We start from the raw sequence: 23932 nt of genomic DNA, 5'->3' as shown, positions 1-23932 counted from the left end.
ACCGGCTCAGGCACTCGGGTCGGGCACCGGTTCAGGCGCTCGGGTAGGCCAGATACAGCAGCGCCGCCAGCACCCCGCCGAGCATGGGGCCGACGACCGGCACCCAGGAGTAGGCCCACTGGGCCGGGCCCTTGCCCTTGATCGGCAGGATGAACGCGTACGCCAGGCGGGGTCCGAGGTCGCGGGCCGGGTTGATGGCGTAGCCGGTGGGCCCGCCCAGCGAGGTGCCGATCACCAGCACGACGAAGGCGACTCCCGCGTAACCGAGCGCGGAGTTACCGAAATTGGGGACTCCGCCGTCTTGCTTGTAGACGGGGGAGAACAGGACGAAGGCGACGAGGACGAAGGTGCCCAGCGTCTCGGTGACCGTGTTCCAGAGCTTGTTCGGAATGGTGGGCACCGTCGAGAACACGCCCAGGGTGCCGCCAGGGTCGTCGTGGTCGTCGAACTGGAGCTTGTAAGTGGCCCAGCACAGCACGGCGCCGAGGATGCCGCCCAGCATCTGCGCCAGGAAATATATGGGCACATCGGCCCAGTCCGTTTTGTCGGCGACGGCCAGGGCGAGGGTGATGGCGGGGTTGAGATGCGCGCCGCTGGGTGCGGCCAGGCTCGCCCCCGTGAAGACGGCGAAACCCCAGCCTATGTTGACGAACAGGGTGCCGGTGTCGTTGCCGTTCGTCTTGCGCAGCACGTTGTTCGCGACCACACCGGTACCCAGCATGATGAGTACCGCCGTGCCGAGTAGTTCCCACAAGAAGATCGAGCCCGCGCTCATCCGTAACCTCCACAACGTCGCGGCTCAACACGCCGTTCACGCGACGGCGATGGGCGCGCACGTTACTTCCTCGGCACGGGCCGCTCCACTGCCCGGGAGAAGAATTCATGGAATTGCGATGCGGGGCCCCGGAGGGAATTGCCAGATACTGGGCGTGTGAAGGAGGAAACCACCCGGAAAAGGGGAGGGCGGGTTCCGGTGGGAGAGGGGCGGGAGCGCTCAGCCGGTGGCGGGGAGTTCGAGCACCGCGAAGACGGCGCCGGACGGATCGGCGAGTACGGCCAGCCCCTGGCCTGCCGAGTTGGTCCCGGAGTGGAGCACCGACGCCTTCTCGCGCACCGCGGTATCCACGGCATCTTGAGCGTCGTGCACCCCGAAATAGGGCATCCAGAACGGCTCCGCTCCCTCCCGGTCCGGCGGGAGCAGGGTCCGGCCCGCCACCGCCTCGCCGCTTTCCAGGTGGAAGGCCGCGTAGTGCTCCTCGCCCGCCGCGGCGTGCCGTCCCGCGCGCAGCCCCAGCACCGCCCGGTAGAAGGCGTCGGCGACCTGGGTGTCGTGCACGGCCAGCTCGGCCCAGCACAGCGCCGAGGTCTCGTTGAACAGGCCGGCGCCCATGTGTGCGCGCGGCTGCCAGAACCCGACGTGTGCGCCGCAGCTGTCCAGCGCGCTCACGCTGCGGCCCAGCACGCCCACGTCGGCGGGCCCCTCCCGCACTTCGCCGCCCGCCCGGACCACCCGTCCGGCCACCGCGTCGGCGCTGTCCGTGGCGAAGGAGAGGATCCAGCTCGCTGTGTCCGCATCGGTGTCAGGGGTGATACCAGCCACCATGTGACGGCGTGAAGTGGCGTATGTGTAGCGGTCGGAGGACGGGCCCACGTGCTCGTACTCCCATCCGAACACGGCTGTGTAGAAGCGCTCGGCGGTGCCCGGATCGGGGGTGTGCAGGTTCGTCCAGCACGGCGCTCCGGGCGCGTACGACAGGGGTTCGGGCACCGGGACACTCCTCCACGAGCGGGCGGGCCGTCGGCCGGCCGGGTGAGTGGTGACTGTACGTCAACGTTCAAATTAACGCCTAGACACCGGTGTTGGGGGCGACGGACTATGTACGAACCTTAGTCGAGGGGGCCGCACAGTGCGCAGTTCAGTTCCAAAGGGGTCCAGCGTGAAATACACGGATGAAAAGGACCTCATCGCTCTCGTCGGAATGTCACTCCGGGTCCCCGGCAGTGCCGATCCGGACACGTTCTGGGCCAACCTCACGGGCGGGGTCGAATCGGTCTCCCGCTTCTCCGAGGAGGAGCTGCGCGAGGCCGGAATTCCGGATTCCGTCCTGAGTGATCCTCACTTCGTAAGGGTGAAACCGGTCCTTGAGGATCTGGCTGAATTCGACGCCGCCTTCTTCGGCCTGACGCCCCGCGAAGCCCAGGTACGCGACCCCCAGCACCGGCTCTTCCTGGAGTCCGTCTACACCGCGCTCGAACACGCCGGCTACGACCCCTTCCACTGCCCCGGAGCCGTCGGCGTCTACGGGGGCGGCGCGCCCAACCTCTACCGGGAGTGGAACCTCAACTCCCACCCCGAGGCGTTCGCCTTTCTCGGCGACGTCGGCGTCGCCGTCGCCAACGAGACCGACTACCTCACCACCTCCGTCTCCCACGTGCTCGGGCTGACCGGCCCCAGCGTCAACGTCGTCACCGCCTGCTCCACCTCGCTGGTCGCCGTGCACATGGCGTGCCAGGCGCTGCGCGCCGGCGAGTGCGACGCGGCCGTCGCCGGCGGCGTCCAGGTCGAGCTGCCGCGCAAGACGGGCTACCACGCCTTTGAGGGCGGCATGTTCTCGCTCACCGGCCGCGTCCGCCCCTTCGACGCCGAGGCCGACGGCACCATCTTCGGCACCGGCGTCGGCACCGTCGTCCTCAAGCGCTACGCCGACGCGCTGGCCGCTGGCGATCACATCCACGCCGTCGTCCGGGCCTCCGCCATCAACAACGACGGCGCCCTCAAGGCCGGGTTCACAGCGCCCAGCGTCGAGGGCCAGGCCATGCTCATCCGGCGCACCATGACGGCCGCCGGCCTCGACCCCGAGCGCGTCGGCTATGTCGAGGCGCACGGCACGGGCACCCGGGTCGGCGACCCGATCGAGGTCAACGCCCTCACCCGCGCCTACCGCGACCTGGGCATGAGCGGCGTCCGCAGCTGCCCGATCGGCTCGGTCAAGGGCAACGTCGGGCACCTCGGCCCCGCCGCGGGCGTCATCGGCCTCATCAAGACCGTGCTGGCGATCAAGACCGGCCGCATCCCCCCGAGCATCAACTACACCACCCCGAACCCCGGGATCGACTTCGAGGGCGGCCCCTTCTACGTCAACACCGAGCTGGCCGACTGGCCCGCGCACCAGCCCACCCGCCTCGCCGCCGTCAGCTCCTTCGGCGTGGGCGGCACCAACGCGCACATCGTCGTCGAGCAGAGACCCCCGGCCCCGGCGGCCTCCCCAAGAGGCGACGAACGAGCCGTGCGCGGGCGTCCCGTGGTCCTGCCCCTGTCGGCCCGTACGCCCGAGGCGCTCGCCCAGGTGGTCGGCAGGCTCGCCGACCACCTGGAGGCGCACCCCGAAGACCGGCTCGACGACGTCGCGGCGACGCTCGGCCGGGGCCGCCCTCTCTTCCGGCACCGCGCCGCCGTCGTCCCCGGCGAGGAGGGCGCGGCAGCAGCGCTGCGCGCCGCCCGCATCCCCGCGTCCGCCGCCCGCTCCGTACCCGCCGACACGGCCCCCGTCGCCTTCCTCTTCCCGGGGCAGGGCTCACAGCACCTGGGCATGGGCAAGCGGCTCTACGCACAAGAGCCCGTCTTCCGCGCAGCCTTCGACGAGTGCGCCGACCTGGCCCGCCCGCTGCTGGAGAGCGACCTGCGCGAGGCCGTCTTCGCCCAGGACGGTCCGGAGGCCGTACGGCGGCTGACCCGCACCAGCATGGCCCAGCCCGCCCTGTTCACCGTCGAGTACGCCATGGCACGGCTCCTGATGAGCTGGGGCCTCACACCGCGGGCGATGGTCGGGCACAGCGTCGGCGAGTACGTCGCCGCCTGCCTCGCCGGGGTCTTCACGCTGCCCGACGCGGTACACCTCGTGGCGCGCCGCGGCGCGCTCGTCCAGGAGCTGCCGGGCGGCAGCATGCTGGCCGTCCCCGTGCCCGCCGACGAGGTCACCGGGCTGCCCGGGACAGACGTGGCCGCCTACAACGGCGCGCGCCTCACCGTCGTCTCCGGCCCGGACGAGGCCGTCGACGCCGCCGAGGCGACGCTCGCCGAACGGGGCGTGCGCGGACACCGGCTGCACACCTCGCACGCCTTCCACTCGGCCATGATGGAGCCCGCGCTGGAAGCCTTCGCCGCCGAGCTGGCGAAGGTCGAACTCCACGCCCCCACCCTTCCGTTCGTCTCCAACGTCAGCGGCGAATGGATCACCGAGGAGCAGGCCGTCGACCCCGCCTACTGGGCCGGCCACCTGCGCGCGCCCGTCCGCTACGCGCCCAGCGTCGCGCTGCTGCTGGAGGACGCGGACCTGCTGTTCGTCGAGGCCGGGCCCGGACAGGTGCTCACCGGCCTGACGCGGGCCCAGGCCGTCGCCTCCGGGGACCGGTCGCGCACCGTCGTGCCGAGCATGCCGATGCCCCAGGGCACCGAGGACGGCCCGCTGTGCCTGGCCCGCGCCGTGGCGGCGCTGTGGACGGCGGGCGCCCCGCTGGACCGGAGCGCCTACTGGGGCGAGGACCGGCAGCGGGTCGTGCTGCCCACCTACCCCTTCCAGCGCACGGTCCACTGGCTCGACCCCGTTCCGCCGCAGGAGCCCCAGCAGGCGTCCCGTCAGCCGGAGCCGGAGGAAGAAGAGGGCCGACGGCCCATCGAGCGGGCCCTGTTCCGCCCCGAGTGGCGCGAGGACACCTGCCCGCCCCCCGGCACGGCCCCACTGGCCGCCACCTGGCTGTTCTTCCGGCGGGGCGACGGCCTGGACCCGGTCATCAACGCGCTGCGGGCCGGGGGTGGGCAGGTCGTGACCGTCGAGCCGGGCGAGAGCTTCGAGCGGCTGACCGGCAGCCGCTATGTGCTGCGCCCCGGAAAGCGGGAGGACTACGACGCGCTGGCCGGCTCGCTCGCCGCCGACGGGCTGACGCCCCAACGCGTCCTGCACGGCTGGCTGACCGGCCCGCCGGACGGCTTCGCCGGCGCCGGGGACACCTCCGGCTGGCTGGACCTGGGCTTCTACAGCGTCCTCTTCCTCGCCCAGGCATGCGCCGAGCACAGCGCCCTCGCGGACACCGGCATGCGCTGGGACGTCGTCGCCTCCCGCACCCGCTCGGTCACCGGAGCCGAGCGGATCGAACCGGCGCGGGCCGCGGTCACCGGCGTCTGCGACGTCATGGCCAAGGAACTGCCCGAGATCGCGGTCCGCTGCGTCGATGTGAGCGAGGACCACAGCACCCGGGGCCTGTTGGAGGAGCTGGCCAGGGCGGACGGGCCGGCGCCCGCCTTCGCGGCCTGCGGGGACCGCTGGGTCGCGATGCGGGGCCGCAGACGCTGGCTGCTGAGCTACACCCAGGTGCCCGAGCCGCGCACCCTGGACGGCGCGGGGCCGCTGTGCGAGCGCGGCACCTATCTGGTCACCGGAGGGCTCGGCGGCATCGGGCTGACCGTCGCCGAGGCCCTGGCCAAGGCCGTGCGCGCCCGGCTGGTGCTGACGGCCCGCTCGGCGTTCCCGCCCCGCGAGGAGTGGGACCGGCTGCTGGACCAGGAGAGTGCGGGTGCCGGGGCCGGGCCGGGCGCGAGTGTGCTGGACACCGTGCGGCGGCTGCGGCGTATCGAGGGATACGGCGCCGAGGTGCTGGTCTGCCGTGCGGATGTGGCGGACGAGGCCGCGATGCGCTCGGTGGTGGAGCGCGGCGAGCGGGAGTTCGGCCCGTTCGACGGGGTCTTCCACACGGCGGGCGTGCCCGGCGGCGGGCTGCTCGCCCTCAAGAGCCGCGCCGAGGCGGAGCGCGTGATGTCGGCGAAGGTCGACGGGACGCTCGTACTGGACCGGCTGCTGGGGGAGCGGGTGGAGCTGATGGTGCTCTTCTCCTCGATCGTCTCGGTCGCGGGCAACCTCGGCCAGACCGACTACGCCGCGGCCAATGCCTTCATGGACGCCTACGCGCACGCCCGTTCGACCGACGGTCCCGGCCTCACCGTCTCCGTCAACTGGGACGCCTGGGCGGAGGTCGGCATGGCGGCCAAGGCGGACGCTCTCGCCCCCGCCGCGTTCCGCGCCCTGCAAACCGGCGCCGCCCCGGCGGCGGCCGTCTCCCTGGTGACCCCCGCCGACGGACCGGCTCCCGCGAACGGCCACAGCCCGGCCGACGCGCAGGCCGGTGCGCCGGTCAACGGTGCCCTGACCGCGCTGAACAACGGCCATGCGCCGAGCAACGGCCACTCCCTGAGCAACGGTCATGCGCCGAGCAACGGTCATGCGCCGAGCAACGGTCATGCGCCGAGCAACGGGCACATGGCGAACAACGGCCTCGCGCCGAGCGACGGGCATGCGGCGGCCTCCGTCGTGCACCCGTTGCTGGGGGAGCGCGCCGACGGTCCCGAAGGGGCGCTGGTCTACCGCACGGTGGCGGACGGCGACACCCACTGGGCCAGCGGTGAGCACCAGGTCGCCGGGACGCCGCTGTGGCCCGCGACGGCCTACCTGGAAATGGCGCGCGCGGCGGGCGCCGACGCGCTGGCGGACACGCTCGGGGCGGACGGGGCGGAGGGAGCCCTGCTGCTGACCGACGTCACCTTCCTCCACGTCCTCCCCCTGGCCCGACGCCGCACGCTGCGCACGACGCTGGTGCCGGAGCGCGGCGGCTTCCGCTTCAGCATCGCCAGCGCGGGGGCCGACGGGGAGTGGACCGAGCACGCGACCGGCCAGCTGCGCGCCGCGCCTCTGGACAGCCCGCAGGTGCAGGACCTGGAGGTGCTGCGCGAGTGCTTCCCCGTCGTCAAGCCGGACACCGAGTCCTTCTTCCCCGAGGTGGGGCTGATCGACTTCGGGCCGCGCTGGGCGAACATGGCGGAGATCCGCCGCGACGATTCCTCGGCGCTCGCCCGGATCGAGATGCCCGCGCCCTTCGTCTCCGACCTGTCCACCTACCCGCTGCATCCCGCCCTGTTCGACGCCGCGACCTCCAACGCCGTCTACCTCCCCGAGCTGGGTCCGACGGGAGAGAGCTATCTGCCGTTCTCGATCGCCGGCATCACGGTGCGCGGCCCGCTGCCGCCGACGGTGTACGCGTACGCGCGGCGGCGCGGAGCCCATCAGAACATGGTGACCTTCGACATCACGGTCACCGACGACGAGGGCCGCGAGGTCGCCGATGTCGTCGGCTACACCGTGCGCGTCTGGGACCCGGAGAAGTTCCGCAGCGCGCTGCAACGCATCGTCGAGGAGTGGTCGGCCGCGGCGTCCGCGTCCGAAGAGGGCGCTGCCGCCGAGCTGGGTGCCGCCGAAGAAAGCGTTGCCTCCGGAGAGGGGCACACAGCCGAGCGCGAGGAGGCCCCCGGCGGGCAAGGACTCGGCGGGGCGTTCGCGATCCGGCCCGAGGAGGGCGTCCAGGCGCTCTGGCACATCCTCAGCGACCGGCTGGGCCCGCAGATCGTGGTCGTACCTGAAGGGATCCACGCACGGCTGCGCTCCGTCGAGCGGCTCACCCAGAACGTGATCGCCGAGGCGGGACAGCCGTCCGCCACGCGGCAGCCGTCCCGCGCGGGGCGGCGGAGCGACGACAAGGGGCACGCGCAGGCACCCTCCGGCCCCTCCGCTTCCCCGGGCAGCGAGGGCCAGGGGACGGGCACCGCCCATGAGCGGCTCACCCGGCTGTGGTCCGAGGCGCTGGGCATCGACGACATCGGCGTGGACGACGACTTCTTCGCGCTGGGCGGCAACTCGCTGGTCGGGGTGCAACTGGCGGCCCGCGTCCGCCGGGAGTTCGACACCGACCTGCCGATCGCCACCCTCATCGAGAACCCGACGGTCCGGGCCATCGCGGGGATCATCAGCGCATGAGCACCGCCACACCGCAGAGCCGCACCCCCTGGATCCCCTTCCCGCCCCCCGACTCCGGGGGGCGGGCGGGGGTGCGGCTCCTGTGCTTTCCGTGCGCGGGTCAGGGCGCCTCCGTCTACCGTCCCTGGCAGCGGCTGCTGGCGCCGGAGATCGACGTCGTACCGATCCAGCTTCCCGGCCGGGAGGGCAGGGCCACGACTGCCCCGTACCGCGACATGGACAGCCTGATGGAGGCGCTGTTTCCGGTCCTGTGGGAGCAGGCGCGCGCCGCGCCGGGCGGCTACGCCCTGTTCGGGCACAGCCTGGGCGCCGCCGTCGCCTTCGAGGGGGCACGCCGGCTGGAGGCGGCGGGGCTGCCCGCGCGGGGGCTGACGGTGGCGGCCCAGCGCCCGCCCCATGTGCCCAGTGGCCGCGGGCCCCTGCACGACCTGCCGCGCGCGGCCTTCATGACGATGCTCGGGCTCTACGGGCAGGTGCCGGTGGAGCTGTTCGACGACCCGGCCGCCGTCGAGCTGGCCGCGGCTGCCCTGCGCGCCGACTTCACCCTCGTCGAGACCTACGCGCCCGCTCCCGAACCGCTGCTCGGCTGCCCGGTGACGGCGCTGGCCGGGCTGGCGGACACCAGCATCCCGCCGGTTTCGGTGCGCGGCTGGCGCGAGCTCACCAGCGGCCCGTTCACCTTCCGGCCCCTCCCCGGCGGGCACTTCTTCGTCAACGAGCGCACCGAGGAGATCGTGGGACTGCTGCGCTCGGCCCTCGGCTAGTGCCGGGAGGGGCACTGGCTACGCCCCGGCCGTCGCCCTCCGGCCGGGACCGAGCCCTGGCAGACCACTACTTCACCCTCGTCCCACCCGTGTGAACGCGCCGCGCCCCCCGCCGCACTCGCAGCACGCGTTCACGGAGCGGACGGTGCCGCCGGCCCGGGCGCGGCGTCCAGTTCCAGATGGGCGACCGTGCCGTAGGCGCGGGCCTCCAGGGCGCAGTGCAGCAGCTGTACTTCGTGGGGAGAGAGACGGGCCGCCGCGGTCGCAGGTGACAGCCAGCGCGCCGCAGCCCGCCTGTCGGATGCCGCCCGGGCCTCGTACACATGGGTGACCCGAGCTCGTCCGCGCGGGGGCGCCGCCCGCTCGACGACGGCCAGCAGCCGCCCCACCGCCACCTCCCCCACCCCCGCCACCTCTCCCAATGTCCGCCCCGCCGCCCACCGGGTCCGCTCCCCGGCCCGCACCCGGCCCTGCGGCAACCGCCACCCGCCCCCGCCACCCGGCCCGCCCGCGTCCGAGCCTGTGTCCGAGCCCGCGTCCACGGCCTGGGCCGTCTCGTCGCCGGGCGAGCCGGCCGGCACGACCAGTACGCGCCCGGCCTCGTCCACCGCCAGGGCCATGGCGGCGACCGCCGGGGACGGGAGGGTGGCCTGGCGGTCGTGGGGGGACTGGGGGGCCGGGTGGCCGTCGTGGAGGTGGGCCGTGTGCGCGCCGTGTTCGGCGGCGAGCGCTGCCGCCGTGCGCCGACGCAGCCGTTCGGGGAGGCGGGCCAGGGCCTCGTCCTCCGGTACGAACTCCGCCGCGCGCAGCTCGTCCTGCTGGAGCGTCAGGTCCGCCGCGCTCACCGGAAGCGGGAGGTGGACGGCGTACACGCAGGCGGTCATCGCCCGCCCGTAGACCGTCGCGGGAACGTTGTCGACGGCCAGCAGCCTGCCGACGCGGACGGCGGCCGGGCGCAGCTCCTCGTGGAGCTCGCGCAGCAGGCCGTCCACGAGCCCTTCGTCGTCCACCATGCCGCCCGGCAGGTCCCAGCCGTCCTTGTAGACGGGGTCGACAAGCAGGAGACGGCCCCGCTCGTCCCTGATGAGGGCGTCCACGGCGGCGGCCGGGGAGGGGTGCGCCGCGAGGTATACGGCCAGGTCGTCATCGGGGTCCTGCTGAGCGGGTACGGAGGTACGGGGCGCGGACTGGACGGACGGTGCGGGCTTCAACGGGGTCTCCTCGTGCCGGGCGTCGGGAGGCGGTGGTGGGGCGGCGCGCCGGCCTCCCGTGAAGTCAACTCGTCCGCTGCGGAATTGGGCACGCCGCTGGTCCCCCGGAGCGGCATCGGTACGCACCGCGCGCGCCGTGGCCGCCCGGTGGACGTATCCCGCATACGGTCGGCGGGTGTGCCGGGCGAGGTGTGGAACCCGGTGCGGGACCGGAGGACGAGACGAGGGGAACGCGATGGCGAGCGAACAGGTGAGCGACGACGATGCGCGTGCGGCCCGTACATCCCGTGCGGCGCGTACAGCCCGTACCGCGGGAAGGAAGCGGCTGCCCGGTCCGGTGGAGGGCGCTGTCCCCCTCGACCTCGACGCCGGCACCCCTCCCGGTGCCGGATCTCCGCTGGGCTCGGCGGGCAGCGGCGGCGCTCCGGCCGGGTCCCCGCACCCCGTGGTGCAGATCTTCACCGAAGCGGCGAAGGCCGTGCCGGGCTACCCGCTGGCACCGCTGATCACCGACGAGTTCTGTGTGCTCATCGGCCCCGGCAACGCCTCCAGCATGATCGCCGTCTACTTCGACGACGTCGCCACGCTGTGGGTCGACCAGTACCTGTGGCGGGAGTACGAGTGGTCCGACCAGGACACCGGTGAGCTGGGATTTCTCGCGGAGGCCGTGTCCGCCGTGCAGCGCGGGGACGGTGCCGTGCACTTCCGGGAGGACGACGGCCGCCTGGTGCGGCTCGGCGGCAGGCTGGGTACGCACGTCATCGGCCCCGGCGCGGTCAATCCGCCACCCCTGACCCTTCCCCTGACCTCCTGGTCCGACCAGCTCGGCCCCGTCACCTGAGCTCTCGCCGGGCCGGCCGCACGGCACGGCACCGCTCCTGGGTCGCGACCCCGTAGGGCCCGCCCCTCCACTCCGCCGATTCCCGGCGCCCGGCCCCGCCCCGCCCCCGTCCCCGCCCGTCACCGCCTCGCCCGTCACCGGGCCGCCCCTGGCTCGCCTGCGGGCCCGTATAAGCCGGGGGACAGTGGGAACGCGGGGAGCGTAGGCGTGGTGAGGAGTGGACGTGAGTGGCGAGAGGGACACGCTGAGGACGTACCGGGGCAAGCGGCGCTTCGACCGGACCGCCGAGCCCCAGGGCGAGAGCGGGCCGCACAGTGACGAGCCGCGCTACGTGGTGCAGATCCACGACGCGACGAGCCTGCACTTCGACTTCCGGCTGGAGTGGGACGGGGTGCTCAAGTCGTGGTCGGTACCCAAGGGCCCGTCGATGGACCCCAAGGTCAAGCGGCTGGCGATGCCCACCGAGGACCACCCGCTGGACTACCGCACCTTCGAGGGCGTCATCCCGCGCGGCGAGTACGGCGCCGGGTCCGTCATTGTCTGGGACGAGGGCAGCTACGAGCCGCTGTCGAAGGACTTCGGCAAGGCCCTGGAGAAGGGGCACATCTCCTTCCGGCTGCACGACGGCAAGCTGCGCGGAGACTGGGCCCTGACCCGGTTCCGCAGCGGGGACGACGGCGAGCGCGAGGCCTGGCTGCTGGTCAAGGAGAACGACAGCCACGCCTCCTCGCGCGGCACCCCCGACCCCTGGCGTGTCCGCTCGGCGCTGAGCAACCGCTCCCTCAAGCGGGTGGCCGAGGACAGCGACGCGGAATGGCACCGGTCGTCATGAGCGACCTGCTCGACGGGCTGCCCGCACACCAGCGCGCCCTGCTCCGGGAGGCGCCATCGGGCGCCGAGCTGGCGGAGAAGCCGATGCGCGCCGAGGCGAGCGACAGACGCGACTTCGGCGACAACTGGATCTTCGAACGCAAGCTGGACGGCGTACGGGCGCTCGGCGTGCGCGAGGAAGGCCGCGAGCGGCTGCTGTCGCGCACCGGGCGCCGCGTGAACGAGACCTACCCGGAGATCGTGGAGGCGCTCGCCGCACAGAGCCGCGCCGACTTCACCGTCGACGGCGAGATCGTCGCCTTCTCTGACGGACGCACCGACTTCTCCCGGCTCCAGCAGCGCATGCAGCTGAGCACGGAGCGCCAGGCGAGAGCCAGCGGCGTAGCCGTCACCTACTACGTCTTCGACCTGCTGCGGCTCGACGGCCAGGACCTCACCCGCCTCCCGCTGCGCACCCGCAAGTCCCTGCTGCGCAAGGCGCTGGACTTCCACGCCCCGCTGCGCTTCACCCAGCACCGCAACCAGGGCGGGCAGCGGCAGCTCGACGAGGCGTGCGCACGCGGCTGGGAGGGGCTGATCGCCAAGCGCGCCGACGGGCGCTATCTCGCACGCCGCTCTCCCAGCTGGCTCAAGCTCAAGTGCGAGCACGGCCAGGAGTTCGTCATCGGCGGCTTCACCGATCCGAGGAGCGCCCGGGGCGGCTTCGGCGCGCTGCTGCTCGGCCACTACGAGGACGGCGCGCTGCGCTACGCGGGCAAGGTCGGCACCGGGTACGACCGCGCCACGCTGTTCGCGCTGCGCGCTGGGCTGGACGAGCTGGAGACCCGCCGCTCCCCGTTCGCCGATCCGGTGCGTGAGCGTGGCGCGCACTGGGTGGAGCCCCGCCTCGTCGCCCAGATCGGCTTCACCGAATGGACCCGCGACGGCATGCTGCGCCACCCCCGGTTCCTGGGCCTGCGCGACGACAAGAAGCCGCACGAGGTGGTCCGCGAGGTGCCCAGGGAACGGCGCTGAGCACGAGCCGAGTGCGGCGCTCAAGCACGCCGAGCACGAGTTGACCAACGGCGCTGGGCGTTGTGCCCGGACGGCCGGAAGCCTGGTTCCTCTCCGCCATGCCGGGCACCACGGGACCCATGAATCACGGGCCCCATGGGTACCCGGGGGCTGGAGCGAGAGGAGGCCCATCATGACGGGAGACACCGGCGACGGGCGCACCGGAGGCGCCGAGGACCTCCGTGCCGCCGGGGACGACCTCCGTGCCGTCGGGGACACGGTCAGCACCGACGACGCCGCCGAGATCGGCGAGGGCCCCGTGGAGGGCGTCGAGCCGGGCGAGCGCGTGGAGCGGGGTCCTTGGAGCCCGCCCGTGGAGGTGGACCCGCCGCCCCTCACGCGGGGAGCGGACGAAGGAGGTCCCGACACCTCGTTCCTGACCCCCTACGCGGAGGACGCGAGTGAGCGGACGGTGCCCTCCGACCCGGGCGGCGACCCCGAGGACGAGGGCATCCCCGACCTCCAGGACGGCACCCCCGAGCAGCAGCGCTCCAGCGACCCGCAGCAGCAGCCGGTGCCCGGCGACAGCCCCACCGCCCCCACGCTGGCGGCGCCGACGCCTGCCGAGTTGCGCGAGGGGGAGTCGTTGGACGAGCGGCTTGCCGAGGAGGCGCCGGAGGAGACGGTGGCGGATGCGGTTTCCGGGCCTCCTAGCGAACCGGCGGGGCGGCTGCACGAGGATGTGGAGCCTATGCCGCCGCGGCGGCAGGATGTGTACGCGCGGGAGACGGGGGTTGGGGGGCTCTCGGCTGAGGAGGAGGCTGTGCGGGAGGTGGACGAGGGCGCTGCGTAGCTGTCCTCTGGTGCCGGGCCGTTGTTGGGGGCTTTGCCCCAAACCCCGTGGTGCCGCGCCGTTGTTGGGGGCTTCGCCCCCAAACCCCCTTGGCCTCGCCGGCCGGGCGTTGGGGCGGCTCCTCCCCCAGACTCCGTCCGGGGGGACCCCCACCCAACGGCCCCCCCCGCTAGAGGGCTCCGCCCCCTAGGACCCCCCGCCGCGAACTCCGGAGCCCCGTATGAAAGTGCTCCGCGGCGGGGTTGAGGCCCCCGGGTAGGCCGGTGGTTCCCTGCGGGAGTGTTCTTTTCTCCGGTCGTGGCTGAGGGGGCGGTGGTTGTGTGTGCCGGGGGTGTGGCCGAGGGCTTGGCGGAAGACGTCGATGAAGGCGCTGGGGGAGGCCCAGCCGCAGCGGTGGGCGACCGTGGTCACCGGTGTGTCCTCCGCCAGCATGCGCAGGGCGTGGTAGAGGCGCAGCTGGGTGCGCCACTGGGGGAAGGTCATGCCCAGCTCGCGGCGGAACAGGCGGCTGAGGGTGCGCTCACCGGCGCCCGCCGCAGTGGCCAGGGCCGCCAGGGTGCGCGGGTCGGCGGGGTCGCGGTGCAGGAGGCCGCAGACGGTCACGAGGCGGGGGTCGGTGGGGGAGGGGAGCTGGAAGGGCTGCTGGGGTGAGGCGCGCAGCTGGTCCAGGAGGACCGTTCGCAGGCGGCGCCGCTCCGGGCTGTCGTCGTGCGGGCCCCTGGTGCAGGCGAGGATCAGTTCGCGCAGCAGGGGGCTGACGGCGAGGACGGTGGGCGCCGCGAGGTTCAGGGGGTTGACGCCTGCGGGCAGGCCCAGCAGGTGCAGGGCGAGGTGGCCGTGGGCGCGGTGCGCGTGCACGCACCCGGCGGGCACCCAGATGGCACGCGTGCCGGGCGCGAACCAGGTGCCCGCCGCCGTGGTGATGGCCAGGAGGCCGGAGCCCGCGTAGATGAGCTGGTGCTCGTCGTGCCGGTGCGGCTCGATGCTCTCGCCCGGAGCCAGCGCCTTGACGCTCGTGGGTGCCTCGGGGGTGTGGCGGATGTCCGGCATGATTTGGCACTTTAACGGAAGCGCGCCAGCCGGTGCCGTCGCGACGATGAGCGGGTGCCAACGAACCCGGCGAGCCCGGCCTCGCGCATCCGACCTCTCACGCTGCTGTCCCTGGGGCACGCCTGCGTGGACATCTACCAGGGCGCGGTGGCGGCCCTGGTGCCCTTCTTCGTCTCCGAGCGCGCCTACACCTACGCCGCCGCCTCCGGCGTGGTCCTGGCCGCCTCCCTTCTCTCCTCGGTTGTGCAGCCGCTGTTCGGCGCCCTCACCGACAAGTGGGCCATGCCGTGGCTGCTGCCGGTGAGCACGCTGGTGGGCGGCGCCGGAGTGGCTCTGGCCGGGGTCGGCGGCTCGTACGCCCTCACTCTCGCCCTCGCCGCGGTGTCCGGGATCGGCGTCGCGGCGTATCACCCGGAGGCCGCACGTGTGGCGCGCCGGGCCGCCGGGGGCAGCCACACCGCGATGAGCTGGTTCTCCCTCGGCGGCAACCTCGGCTTCGCCGCGGCCCCGTTGCTGGTCTCTGGCGTCGTCGCGACCGGCGGACTGCGCGCCTCCCCCCTGCTGCTCGTCCCGGCCCTCGCGGGTGCGGCGCTGTGCGTGGCCGCGCTGCGGGGGGTGCGGGCTCCCGCCGCGGCCACGGCGGCGGGCACGGGCCGGACCGTGGGCAGGGACGACTGGGCGTCCTTCGGCAAGCTGTCGGGAGCCATCGTGTGCCGCTCGGTGGTCTTCGTCGGCCTCAGCGCGTTCATCGCGCTGTACGTGCGCCAGCGCACCGGCGGCGGCGAAGTCTCCGGCACGGTGGCGCTGTTCGTGCTCTACCTCGGCGGCGCGGTGGGCACCGTGGCCGGGGGCATGTTCGCCGCCCGCTGGGGCCGGGTCCCCGTCGTCCAGTGGTCCTACGCCCTGACCGCCTTGGCCGTCGCCGGAGTGGTCTTCGTCCCCGGGCCGCTGCTGTACGTGTGCGTCGCGCTCACCTCGGCCGGGCTGTACGTGCCCTTCTCCCTCCATGTCACCCTCGGCCAGGACTACTTGCCCCGGCGGGTGGGTACCGCCGGCGGCGTGACCCTGGGCCTGACCGTCAGCATCGGGGGCCTGGTCAGCCCGCTCATCGGCGCCCTCGCCGACGCCACGACCCTCCAGACCGCTCTCGCGCCGCTGATCGCCTTGCCCGCCCTCGGCCGGCTGCTGCTGCGCGGTCTGAAGGAGCCGGATATGCCGGAGGCCGTCACCGGGCAGACCTCGGGAAGCACTCCGCCCTCGCTCGCGGACGGAGTCGTGTACAAGAAGAGCTGACCGAAAACGGAAGGGAATTGCGATGCCAGTACCCGAACGGCCGGAGCAGCAGGGGCGGATGGAGCAGGAGGGGCAGCCGAAGCAGGAGGACACGGCAGGGCTGTGGCGCCACGCGCGGGTCGTGAGCTCCTGCGTGACGGTGATGTCCGCGCTGTACTTCCTGCTCGTCGCCTTCGACAACCTCACCAATCCCGGCAGCAACTGGGAGTTCGTCAAGGGTGTGCTCTCCGGCGACGGCATGCCGGAGGGCAACGGCTTCGAGTGGCGTGAGATTCACGCCACCTGGTTCGCGGCTGTGGTCTATGCCGTCATCATCGCGGGCGAGACGGCGGCGGGCGCGCTGCTGCTCCACGGCGGAGTGTGCGGACTGCTGCGAAGAGCCCGGCCCGCCGCCTGGGACCGGGCGCAGCGCTCCGTCCTCGCCGGGGGACTGGTGGGGCTGCTGATCTTCTTCCTCGGCTTCACGGTGATCGGGGGCAACTGGTTCGCGATGTATCTCAACGACAAGTGGAACGGCATGGATCCGGCGTTCCAGAACACCGTGACCGTGCTGTTCGCTCTCGTCCTCAGCCTGATCGTGTCCGCCGGGGGGCGCCTTGCCGGATCCACTTCCGTGCCTGGTCCGCCGGGTTGAGAGGTGCTCATCGCGGCAGAACGCGCTCCCGGTGTACGCGGTGTTCCCTCATGACCGGTGGTGTGGCCCCCTAACACAGCGCATACCACTCGTGTCGATGCGTGGCCGAAACTCCCCGTCTTTTCCTTCGTCTGAGCTTGTATGTATGGAGCGGGGCCTGTCATGAGTTGACATCGGGCATTTGGGGGACTTGAAGTGATCCGTGTGCTGTTGGTGCACGACGTGCGAATCATCAGATGTGCGTTGGCGGCACTGGTCGGAAAAGAGCCGGACATGGCCATCGAGTCCGCGCCGTGGCGGGAAGCGGTGCGCATGACGCGCGCGCTGACCGCCGACGTATGCGTGGTCGACGCCGATGTGACCGGGCGATCCCCGCTGGACGAGCTGGCGGGGCTCTCCCGGGCGCCGGGCGCCAAGCGCGGGGCGCAGCGGCTGCTCGTGCTGGTCAGTCAGAACTGCCCGGGGGCGCTGCGCCGGGCGCTGGACGCGGGAGTGCAGGGGTTCGTGTGCAAGGACGCGCTGCCCGAGCAGCTCGTCACCGGCATCCGGCGCGTCGCCAAGGGAGAGCGCTTCGTCGACAACGCGCTGGCCGGGACCCTGCTGCGGGCATCCGAAGTGCCGCTGAGCAGACGGGAGCTGACGGTGCTCTCGGCCGCGGCCGAAGGCGCCTCCGTCCCGGAGATAGCGCGCCGATTAGGGCTCTCGACGGGCACCGTGCGCAACTACATGTCCGCCATCACCCGCAAGACCGGGGCCCGGAACCGCGTGGACGCCATTCGGATCTCGCAGGGCGCCGGCTGGCTGTGATCCAAACGAAAGACCCTAGGCGCGCTGGTGCGGCGCCCAACCGGCCGTGAGGTCGCGGTAGAGCGGCGAGCGGCGCAGGAGGTCGGCGTGGGTCCCGCAGCAGGTGCGGGGCCCGTCCAGCACCAGCACCCGGTCGGCCCGCAGCGCCGAGCTGACGCGGTGCGCGATCACCACCAGCGTGCCCTCCCGCCGGGCGAAGGCGCGTTCCGCGAATTCCTCGGCCGCCGGGTCCAGATGGCTGGTCGCCTCGTCCAGCACCACCAGCGGTGCGGGGGTCAGGCACGCGCGCGCCAGTGCCAGCAACTGGCGCTCCCCCGCGGAGAGCGCCACCGGATCCACCGTCCCGCCGGGCCCGCCGAGCCGCCGCACCAGTTCCCCGGCGCCGACCCTCCCGGCGGCCCGCCACAGCGCGGCGTCGTCGGCGGCTCCGGCGACGAGCGGCGAACCGTTCCGCACGCGTCCCGTCTCCCCTCTTCCGGGTTCCCCTCGTCCTGTTCCCTCGCGTCCCGGCAGCAGACAGCTGAGGTTCTCGCGCACGCTGCCCGTGAACACATATGCCTCCTGCGGGATCAGCACCCGCTCCAGGCCCCCCGCCCGTACGTCACCGGCTGCCGGAGGCGGAGCCACGGGCCGGCCGTGGGCCCAGGCGCTGCCGCCGGAGGGCGTCAGCAGCCCCGCGGCGAGGAGGGCCAGCGTGGACTTGCCCGCTCCGCTCGGCCCCACCACCGCCAGGTGCTCCCCGGCCGGCACCACCAGATCCAGCTCGCTCAGCACGGGCTCGGCCGCCGGGCCGTAGGCGAAGCTCAGCCCCCGCAACTCCAGTGCGGGCGACGGCGTCCCGGCCCTGCGGGCGGGACGGGGGAGCACGGGGTCCGGCGATGGAGGCGACCACGGGGGCGGGCTCGCGCGCAGTCGGCCGATCACCACGGCCAGCCGCGCACCCGCTCCGCCCAGCCCGTGCACCAGGCTCTGGAGGGCGGGCAGCAGCGCCTGGGTCAGATAGGTCAGCGCGCCCGCCAGGGCGCCGGCCGTCACCCCGCGCGTGAGCAGCCACGGCGTCAGCACCAGCAGGAGCACCACGGGCAGCCGGCCGCCCACCCCCAGGGCCAGTGCGCGCGTCACGCCCCAGCGGGCGAGCGCGTCGGCGGCCCGCCGCTCGGCGGCGATGCGGGCTTCGGCCTCCCGCCGTACCTCGTCCTCTGCGCCGCAGGCGGTCACATCCCGCAGCGCGCCGGCCGTACGTCCCACCTCGTGGGCCAGTTCCTCGTCCGCGACCAGGAAGTCCCGCTGTCTGCGGGCCAGCGGGCGCAGCGTGCACGCGAAGATCGCCAGCCCGGCCGTCAGCGGAGGCAGGACGACGGCCAGCAGGACGGGCGCGAGCGAGAACAGCCCCGCCAGCGCTCCTGCCAGGGTGAACACGAACGAGCGGGAGACCATCACCAGCCCGGCGAAGCTGTCCCGGGCGATCTCCACCTGATGGGTCAGGCGCGAGACGGCTCCCGCGCCGCCCGGCCCCCCGGCGCCGCCCGCGTCCGGCGTGTGCGGCGAGCCGGTGAGGGTGACGGCGTCGTACAGCGCCCGTCCCACGACGCGGCGCACCAGATCGTCACGGAGCGGCTCGGCCAGCGCCGCCACCTGGCGGTAGACCCGCGCCGTGCCCAGCGCACCCGCGAGCAGGCCGAGTCCGGCCCCCGCCAGCCACCAGAGCCCGACATCGGGGCGGCCCTTGAGGAAGCCGTCGTCCAGCGCGCGGGCCAGTGCGAACCCGAGTGCGAAGGTGTGCGCCGCCTCCAGCACGGACCAGCCGGCGAGTGCCCACAGCACGCGGGGCCGCCGTACGAGGAAGCGCACACCTGCCTGTACCAGTCCCTGCCTGCCGTCGTGCCTGCCCATCCCGTCGTACCTACCCATCCTGGGACCTCGCGGGCCCTGATCCGAACAGGGCCCGGTAGTCGGGTACATGCCACAGTTCGGCGTGCGGCGCCAGTGCGCGAATCCGGCCGTCCTCCAGCCACGCCGTCAGCTCGGCGCGGGCCGCGGAGGAGGCGCGGTGCGCGACCACCAGCCGGGTGCGGGAGCGCGCGGCCTCCCCCCACAGCGCCTGGGACACCTTCAGCTCGGTGACCGTGTCCAGGCTGGAGGTCGCGTCGTCCAGGACCAGCAGCCGTCCCCCGTGCGCGAACGCCCGTGCCAGGCCCAGGCGTTGCACCTCGCCGCCGGACAGCGGCGCCTCGGCACAGGGGGTGTCGTACCCGCGTGGCAGGGTGCGGACGAAGCTGTCGGCGCAGGCGGCGCGCGCCGCCTCGCGCACCCGGGAGCGCGGCCGGCCGGTGTCCGGTGGGAGTCCCGCGGCGATGGCGTCGGCGACGGTGCCGCCGAAGAGCACCGGCCGCTCGAAGGCGAAGCCGACGGCCCGCCGAAGCTCCGTACGCTCCAGCAGGGCCAGATCGGTGCCGTCCAGCAGCACACTGCCCGCTTCCGGCTCGGCGAGCCGTCCCGCGAGGGCCGCCAGCAGCGACTTGCCCGAGCCCGAGCGCCCCACCACGGCGACGGTCGCCCCGGCGGGCACGGTCAGGTCCACCCCGCGCAGCACCGCGCGGCCGTCGTAGGAGGCGCACACGCCGCGCAGCTCCAGCCGGCCCTGGGGTGCGGGCCGTGCCCGGCGCACCGGAGGCTGGGGCTCCGGCAGCGTCAGGTGCCCATGTGAGATCCCGGGCACCTCCAGCACCTCGGCCAGCCTGCGGGCCGCCGTCCTGCCGCGTACCAGGCCGTTGAGCTGCCCCACCAGGGTACCGACGCCCGCCGCGAGCACGGCGTAGCGGGCCGAGGCGACGAGCCCGCCCACGCTCAGCGCGCCCGAGGACAGCAGCACTCCGCCGACCGCGATGACGGCCACCTGGAGCAGCGGCACCAGCACGGCCGCCTGCGCCGTCGCGCGGCCCTGCACCTGCCAGGTCCGGTGGCCCTGCGCGCTCAGCGAGGGCAACGGGCCCAGCACGCGGGCCCGTTCGCGCTCCACGATGCCGCCCGCCGCGAGGGTGCGCGCCCCGCCCAGCGCCTCCACCAGCCGTCCGGCGATGCGGGCCTGCGCCTCCTGGTAGCGGGTCACGCAGTCGGTCGACGTACGGGAGAAGGCGCGCAGCAGCAGTGCCAGCAGCGGCGTGCCCGCGAGGAAGACGGCCGCCAGCCGCCAGTCGAGCAGCGCGAGCGCGACGAGGCCGCCCAGCGGGGTCACCAGCGCTGCGAGCGCGGAGGCCGCCGTCGTGGGCCCGGTACCGGCATGGGCCGCGTTCCCCGTGCAGCGGGTGACCAGGTCGCCGTGGGTGAAGCGGCCGGCGCGCGCGGGGCCGAGGGCCAGCAGGTGGCCCGTCAGACGGGAGCGCAGCCGGGCTGTCGTACGGGAGTTGAGGGTGCCGGTGAGCACCGTATCGGCGGCGTCCAGCGCCACCAGCGCACAGGTCAGGGCCGCGCACAGCGCGAGCCAGCCGCCCGCGTCGGCGTCGGCGAGCAGCAGGTCCAGGGTGCGGCCGAGGACCGCGGGCAGCGCGAGCGCCGCGCCCGAGGAGGCCGTGGCGCACAGGAAGAGGGCTGTGGTGCGCCGCCATTGGCGCCGGCCCTCGACAAGCAGCAGACGGTCGGCCGCCGCGCTGTGTGCCGCGGGGTCCGCCGCCTTGTCGTGCTCTCGCTCTCCCACGGGGTGGTGCTCGCGGGCGGGGCTTGCGCCCCGCCCGGGAGCACCGGGTGCCTGCTTCACTTGGTTACAGACAGAGCAGCGTGCTGTGAGAGCTGTGCTTGTCGCAGAGCAGGAGGCTCGCGCTGCTGTCGTCGCCGCCGCCGGTCCGCTCCTCGGGCTCCATCGTCTGAAGGTCGAGAAGTGCCATGGTGGTGTCCTTCCGTTCGGTGTGTGAGCGGGATGTGGGTTGTGCTGTTACAGGGACGGTGGTGCTTCGGTACGGCCCCCGCCCCGGAGGCCGGTCTGTGTGCCGCCGTGCGGCGGCTGGGAGGGCGAACTCGCCCGTGGTGGCGGCATGAAGGGCAGGCCCGGCAGCGGACGTGCGTCGCGGACCGCCGCCGCGGCACCCGCGGCGAGCAGACAGCCGGCGGTCCCGGTGGCGAGGTCCATCGACAGCCGCATCATCTGGTCGCCGGGGAAGGCCAGCGCGCCCTGGTAGGCCATGCCGTACCAGCCGAGCCCGTCGAGCTGCGCCGCGCGGTCGTCCTCGGTGACGCCGGGTGCCGTGGTCCTGCTGAGGTGGAGCAGCATCCCGGCGCGGCCCTGGAAGAGCCCGGGCTGTGCGTAGTACCGCATGCGCGCCGCGGGCAGGATGTCGAGCCGGGCCTGGGCGAACGCGGCGTGGTCCGGGCGGTGTACGAGGAAGTCGTCGAGCACCGCCGCGATGCCGACGCTGCCCGCACCCAGGTAGGGCATGGTGCGGCTGCCCTCGTCCACCTGCAAGGTCCCCGAGCTGTCGCGGACGCAGAGCGCCAGATCGCGGCCCAGCGCGCTTTCCGCCAGATCGAGCAGCGCGGGGTCGCCCCGGCGCTCGTACAGCCGCAGGTAGAACAGCGCGGCGCCGCTCGCGCCGTGCAGCAGCCCCGCTCTGCGGGGGACGGGCGCGGCGCCCGCGCCCGGGGAGCCGGCGGTTTCGCCGGGTTCGGCGGTGAGCCGCCGGGACAGCAGGTGTGCCGCCTCCCACGCGTGGGCCCGCAGGCCGAGTTCGCCGGTGTCCTCGGCGAGCTGGTCCAGGGCCAGGCCCAGCCCGGCGAGCCCGCCGTACAAGGAGGTGCCCAGGCGCTGCCACTTCTCATCCAGCACGCGTTCGGTCAGCTCAAGCGCCCGTTTGGTGTGCCCGAAGCGGGCGAGCACACAGGAGACGCCGGGTAAGCCGTCGTAGAGGCCCAGCGGAGTGCCGCGCGGCGGGGGTTCGGTGTGGCGCAGCAGCCACTCCTCGCCCTCCGGGCAGGTGGCGGCGCCCGTCTCGGCGAGTGCGTGGAGCACCCCGGCGGCGCCGTGCGCGAGGCCGATCCCGCCGCCGTCGGCGAACTGCGCGATGTCACCGGGGAAGAGCCGGTCGTCCCGCTGGGGCGTGGCCGAGGCGAGGATCGCGGCGGCCATGGACTCGCGCGCCGCCGGCCAGTCGGCGGGCGCCACGGGCGGTCCGCCGGACGCGGGCGAGGAAGGCGGACGGGTCTGCCGCGGGCCCTCGGCGAGGTCCTGACGCGGGTCATCGCCGAGGCCCTGCTGCCGGCCTTCGCCGAGGTCCTGGTGCGGGCCCTCGATGGTGGCGACCGCCTCGCTCAGCCACTCCTCGGGCAGGCCGGGGAACTGCTCGGCGGCGATACGGGCGAGGTCCGCCGCCTTGCTCCGGTCGACGGCCAGCAGCGTCGTCATCGGTATCAGGAGCGCGAGCCGCAGACAGGCCAGCGCGTAGCGGTCGATGTCGAAGCGTTCACGATCGCGCGGGGCGATGAAGCCGGGGTGGGCGACGATCTGCCGGGGGTTCTCCACGGCGGGCGCCGCCGCCTCGAAGTCGAGGAGGGCGACGGACTGTTCGTCGGGCGCGACCATGATGTTGAACATGTGCAGGTCGTTGAAGACGATGCCCCGCGCGTGGACCGCCTCGACCGCCTCCTCGACCAGCCGGTGCATCCGCAGCGCCCACTCGGTGTGGCGGGCGACGGCATCCGGGTCGGGGTCGGAGCTGAGCAGCGGGTGACGCTTGGCGAAGAAGGCGTTGAGCGTCTGGCCGGGCAGTTCGTCCATGACCAGGAAGCGGTGTCCGTCCAGCTCGAACCAGTCGCGCACGCCGGGCACCACCGGCAGCCCGGCGAGCTGCTCGAGTGCGGCCTTCTCGCGCTCCAGCCGGGCCACCGCGTCGGCGCCGTCGGCGGCGAGTCCGGCGTGCGGGCGGGCCTCCTTGAGGACGACGCGCTGTCCGTCGCGCAGGTCCGTACCGCCGTAGACGCCGCCCCCGTTGGAGAAGTGCAGGGCCCGCTCGATGCGGTACGGCAGCTCGCCGACGCTGGTGGAGGAGCGTGCCTCCAGGTGGGGACGCAGGCAGGCGGGCAGCTCCACGCCGTCCGGCACCCGGAAGGCCGGGTCCTTGCGGTCGGGCACCAGCCGTCCCGTGCCGTCCTCGACGGCGGGCACGAGCTGGCCCTTCTCATCCACACAGAAGCGTGGCGCGAAGCCGCCGTAACGGACGTAGAGCGGCCCTTTGTGCCAGCGCAGATCGGTGAGGATGTACGGGCCCTCCTGGCCGTGCAGTATGCCGCCCAACTCGTTCAAAATGCTTTCGAGTTGAGTGTCGTCCGCCGGATAGACGGTGGCGAATTTTCCGCTGGTGCCGCGTCCCGCGTATTTCGCATTGCGCAGGTAGAGCTGGGTGCGTTCGGGGACGAATTTGAAGGGGATTCCGCGCGGCACGCAGTAGTCCCACACGGCGGTTCCGACGGTGTCCGCGTTGTCCAGGCAGGCCGAAGCGTGGATCTTCCAGCCCTGGAGGGGGAACTCACCTTCCAGCGGCCTCAGTTCCAGCCAGTCTCCGGAGCGGGTCTGGCGCCACCCCGCCGGTACCGGGCGTCGCGCCACGGGAAATCCGGCGGGCTCTCCCGCATGATCCACTGAATCGGACAAACGGTCGGGTGTGTCATAGAAATATCTGTCGGCAAGGCAGAATATCTCGTACCGCTTGTCCATCGTTCCCCTTTCCTGGGAAGCACGGGACAAGACTGCTACACCCAGGGGGACAGCGATAGTCGGATCTGTCACCAACAGACCGTGAGGAACGCACGG

16 protein-coding genes and 1 pseudogene are annotated in these 23932 nt (G+C 73.3%); 9 read left to right on the top strand and 8 right to left on the bottom strand.

Features of this window, described 5'->3' with window-relative positions; genetic code table 11:
- Nucleotides 1-31: 31 nt before the first annotated feature.
- Together OHB04_RS05125 and OHB04_RS05120 are read right to left on the bottom strand one after the other, a co-directional pair.
- Nucleotides 32-775 carry an MIP/aquaporin family protein gene (locus OHB04_RS05125; protein WP_326686482.1) on the bottom strand — a complete coding sequence of 248 codons (744 nt, stop codon included), beginning with the start codon at nucleotides 773-775 and terminating at the stop codon, nucleotides 32-34.
- Between the two features lie 219 nt (nucleotides 776-994).
- Nucleotides 995-1768 (bottom strand): VOC family protein, encoded by a 774-nt coding sequence (locus tag OHB04_RS05120; protein ID WP_326686481.1) that lies wholly within the window; start codon nucleotides 1766-1768, stop codon nucleotides 995-997.
- A gap of 169 nt (nucleotides 1769-1937) precedes the next feature.
- Here OHB04_RS05120 and OHB04_RS05115 point away from each other — a divergent pair, with 169 nt between their 5' ends.
- Nucleotides 1938-7859: a type I polyketide synthase gene (locus tag OHB04_RS05115; RefSeq protein WP_326806895.1), complete on the top strand. Its 5922-nt coding sequence runs from the start codon at nucleotides 1938-1940 to the stop codon at nucleotides 7857-7859.
- Nucleotides 7856-8623, top strand: a complete 768-nt coding sequence (locus OHB04_RS05110; protein WP_326806894.1) for a thioesterase II family protein — start codon at nucleotides 7856-7858, stop codon at nucleotides 8621-8623. Before OHB04_RS05115 ends, OHB04_RS05110 begins: the two co-directional genes overlap by 4 nt.
- 131 nt (nucleotides 8624-8754) lie before the next feature.
- Here OHB04_RS05110 and OHB04_RS05105 read toward each other — a convergent pair whose 3' ends face one another.
- The gene (locus OHB04_RS05105; protein WP_326806893.1) at nucleotides 8755-9834 is read right to left on the bottom strand and encodes an NUDIX hydrolase; all 1080 of its coding nucleotides are present in this window, start codon (nucleotides 9832-9834) and stop codon (nucleotides 8755-8757) included.
- Nucleotides 9835-10069: 235 nt separating this feature from the next.
- On the opposite strand from OHB04_RS05105, the gene OHB04_RS05100 reads away from it, so the two are divergent.
- The 4 genes from OHB04_RS05100 to OHB04_RS05085 all read left to right on the top strand — a co-directional run bounded on the left by OHB04_RS05100 (nucleotide 10070) and on the right by OHB04_RS05085 (nucleotide 13352).
- Nucleotides 10070-10675, top strand: a complete 606-nt coding sequence (locus OHB04_RS05100; RefSeq protein WP_326686477.1) for a hypothetical protein — start codon at nucleotides 10070-10072, stop codon at nucleotides 10673-10675.
- 223 nt (nucleotides 10676-10898) lie between these two features.
- Complete coding sequence (locus OHB04_RS05095; RefSeq protein ID WP_326686476.1) at nucleotides 10899-11507, top strand: DNA polymerase ligase N-terminal domain-containing protein; 609 nt, start codon at nucleotides 10899-10901, stop codon at nucleotides 11505-11507.
- The gene (gene ligD, locus OHB04_RS05090) at nucleotides 11504-12520 is read left to right on the top strand and encodes a non-homologous end-joining DNA ligase (protein ID WP_326692592.1); all 1017 of its coding nucleotides are present in this window, start codon (nucleotides 11504-11506) and stop codon (nucleotides 12518-12520) included. Before OHB04_RS05095 ends, ligD begins: the two co-directional genes overlap by 4 nt.
- A gap of 172 nt (nucleotides 12521-12692) precedes the next feature.
- Entirely contained in the window at nucleotides 12693-13352 is a 660-nt protein-coding gene (locus OHB04_RS05085; RefSeq protein ID WP_326686475.1) for a DUF5709 domain-containing protein, read from the top strand.
- 309 nt (nucleotides 13353-13661) lie between these two features.
- On the opposite strand, the pseudogene OHB04_RS05080 reads toward OHB04_RS05085, so the two are convergent.
- Nucleotides 13662-14402, bottom strand: a pseudogene (locus OHB04_RS05080) (AraC family transcriptional regulator); the annotation flags it as partial.
- 54 nt (nucleotides 14403-14456) lie between these two features.
- On the opposite strand from OHB04_RS05080, the gene OHB04_RS05075 reads away from it, so the two are divergent.
- From OHB04_RS05075 to OHB04_RS05065, 3 genes are all read left to right on the top strand, one after another.
- Nucleotides 14457-15695 (top strand): MFS transporter, encoded by a 1239-nt coding sequence (locus OHB04_RS05075; protein ID WP_326686473.1) that lies wholly within the window; start codon nucleotides 14457-14459, stop codon nucleotides 15693-15695.
- Nucleotides 15696-15717: 22 nt separating this feature from the next.
- Nucleotides 15718-16329, top strand: a complete 612-nt coding sequence (locus OHB04_RS05070) for a DUF2165 domain-containing protein (protein ID WP_326686472.1) — start codon at nucleotides 15718-15720, stop codon at nucleotides 16327-16329.
- Between the two features lie 195 nt (nucleotides 16330-16524).
- On the top strand, nucleotides 16525-17136 hold the full coding sequence (locus OHB04_RS05065; protein WP_326686471.1) for a response regulator transcription factor: 612 nt from the start codon (nucleotides 16525-16527) through the stop codon (nucleotides 17134-17136).
- A gap of 15 nt (nucleotides 17137-17151) precedes the next feature.
- Here OHB04_RS05065 and OHB04_RS05060 read toward each other — a convergent pair whose 3' ends face one another.
- The 4 genes from OHB04_RS05060 to lanKC form a co-directional block, all read right to left on the bottom strand.
- Nucleotides 17152-19047: an ATP-binding cassette domain-containing protein gene (locus tag OHB04_RS05060; RefSeq protein WP_442814781.1), complete on the bottom strand. Its 1896-nt coding sequence runs from the start codon at nucleotides 19045-19047 to the stop codon at nucleotides 17152-17154.
- Complete coding sequence (locus OHB04_RS05055; RefSeq protein ID WP_326806892.1) at nucleotides 19040-20830, bottom strand: ABC transporter ATP-binding protein; 1791 nt, start codon at nucleotides 20828-20830, stop codon at nucleotides 19040-19042. Before OHB04_RS05055 ends, OHB04_RS05060 begins: the two co-directional genes overlap by 8 nt.
- A 64-nt stretch (nucleotides 20831-20894) precedes the next feature.
- Complete coding sequence (locus tag OHB04_RS05050) at nucleotides 20895-21017, bottom strand: SapB/AmfS family lanthipeptide (protein WP_016471140.1); 123 nt, start codon at nucleotides 21015-21017, stop codon at nucleotides 20895-20897.
- A 47-nt stretch (nucleotides 21018-21064) separates the two neighbouring features.
- Entirely contained in the window at nucleotides 21065-23836 is a 2772-nt protein-coding gene (gene lanKC, locus OHB04_RS05045) for a class III lanthionine synthetase LanKC (RefSeq protein WP_326806891.1), read from the bottom strand.
- Nucleotides 23837-23932: the final 96 nt, after the last annotated feature.

The organism is Streptomyces sp. NBC_01775 (assembly GCF_035917675.1).
GTDB lineage: Bacteria > Actinomycetota > Actinomycetes > Streptomycetales > Streptomycetaceae > Streptomyces.
This window is presented reverse-complemented; position numbering and strand designations above follow the sequence as displayed.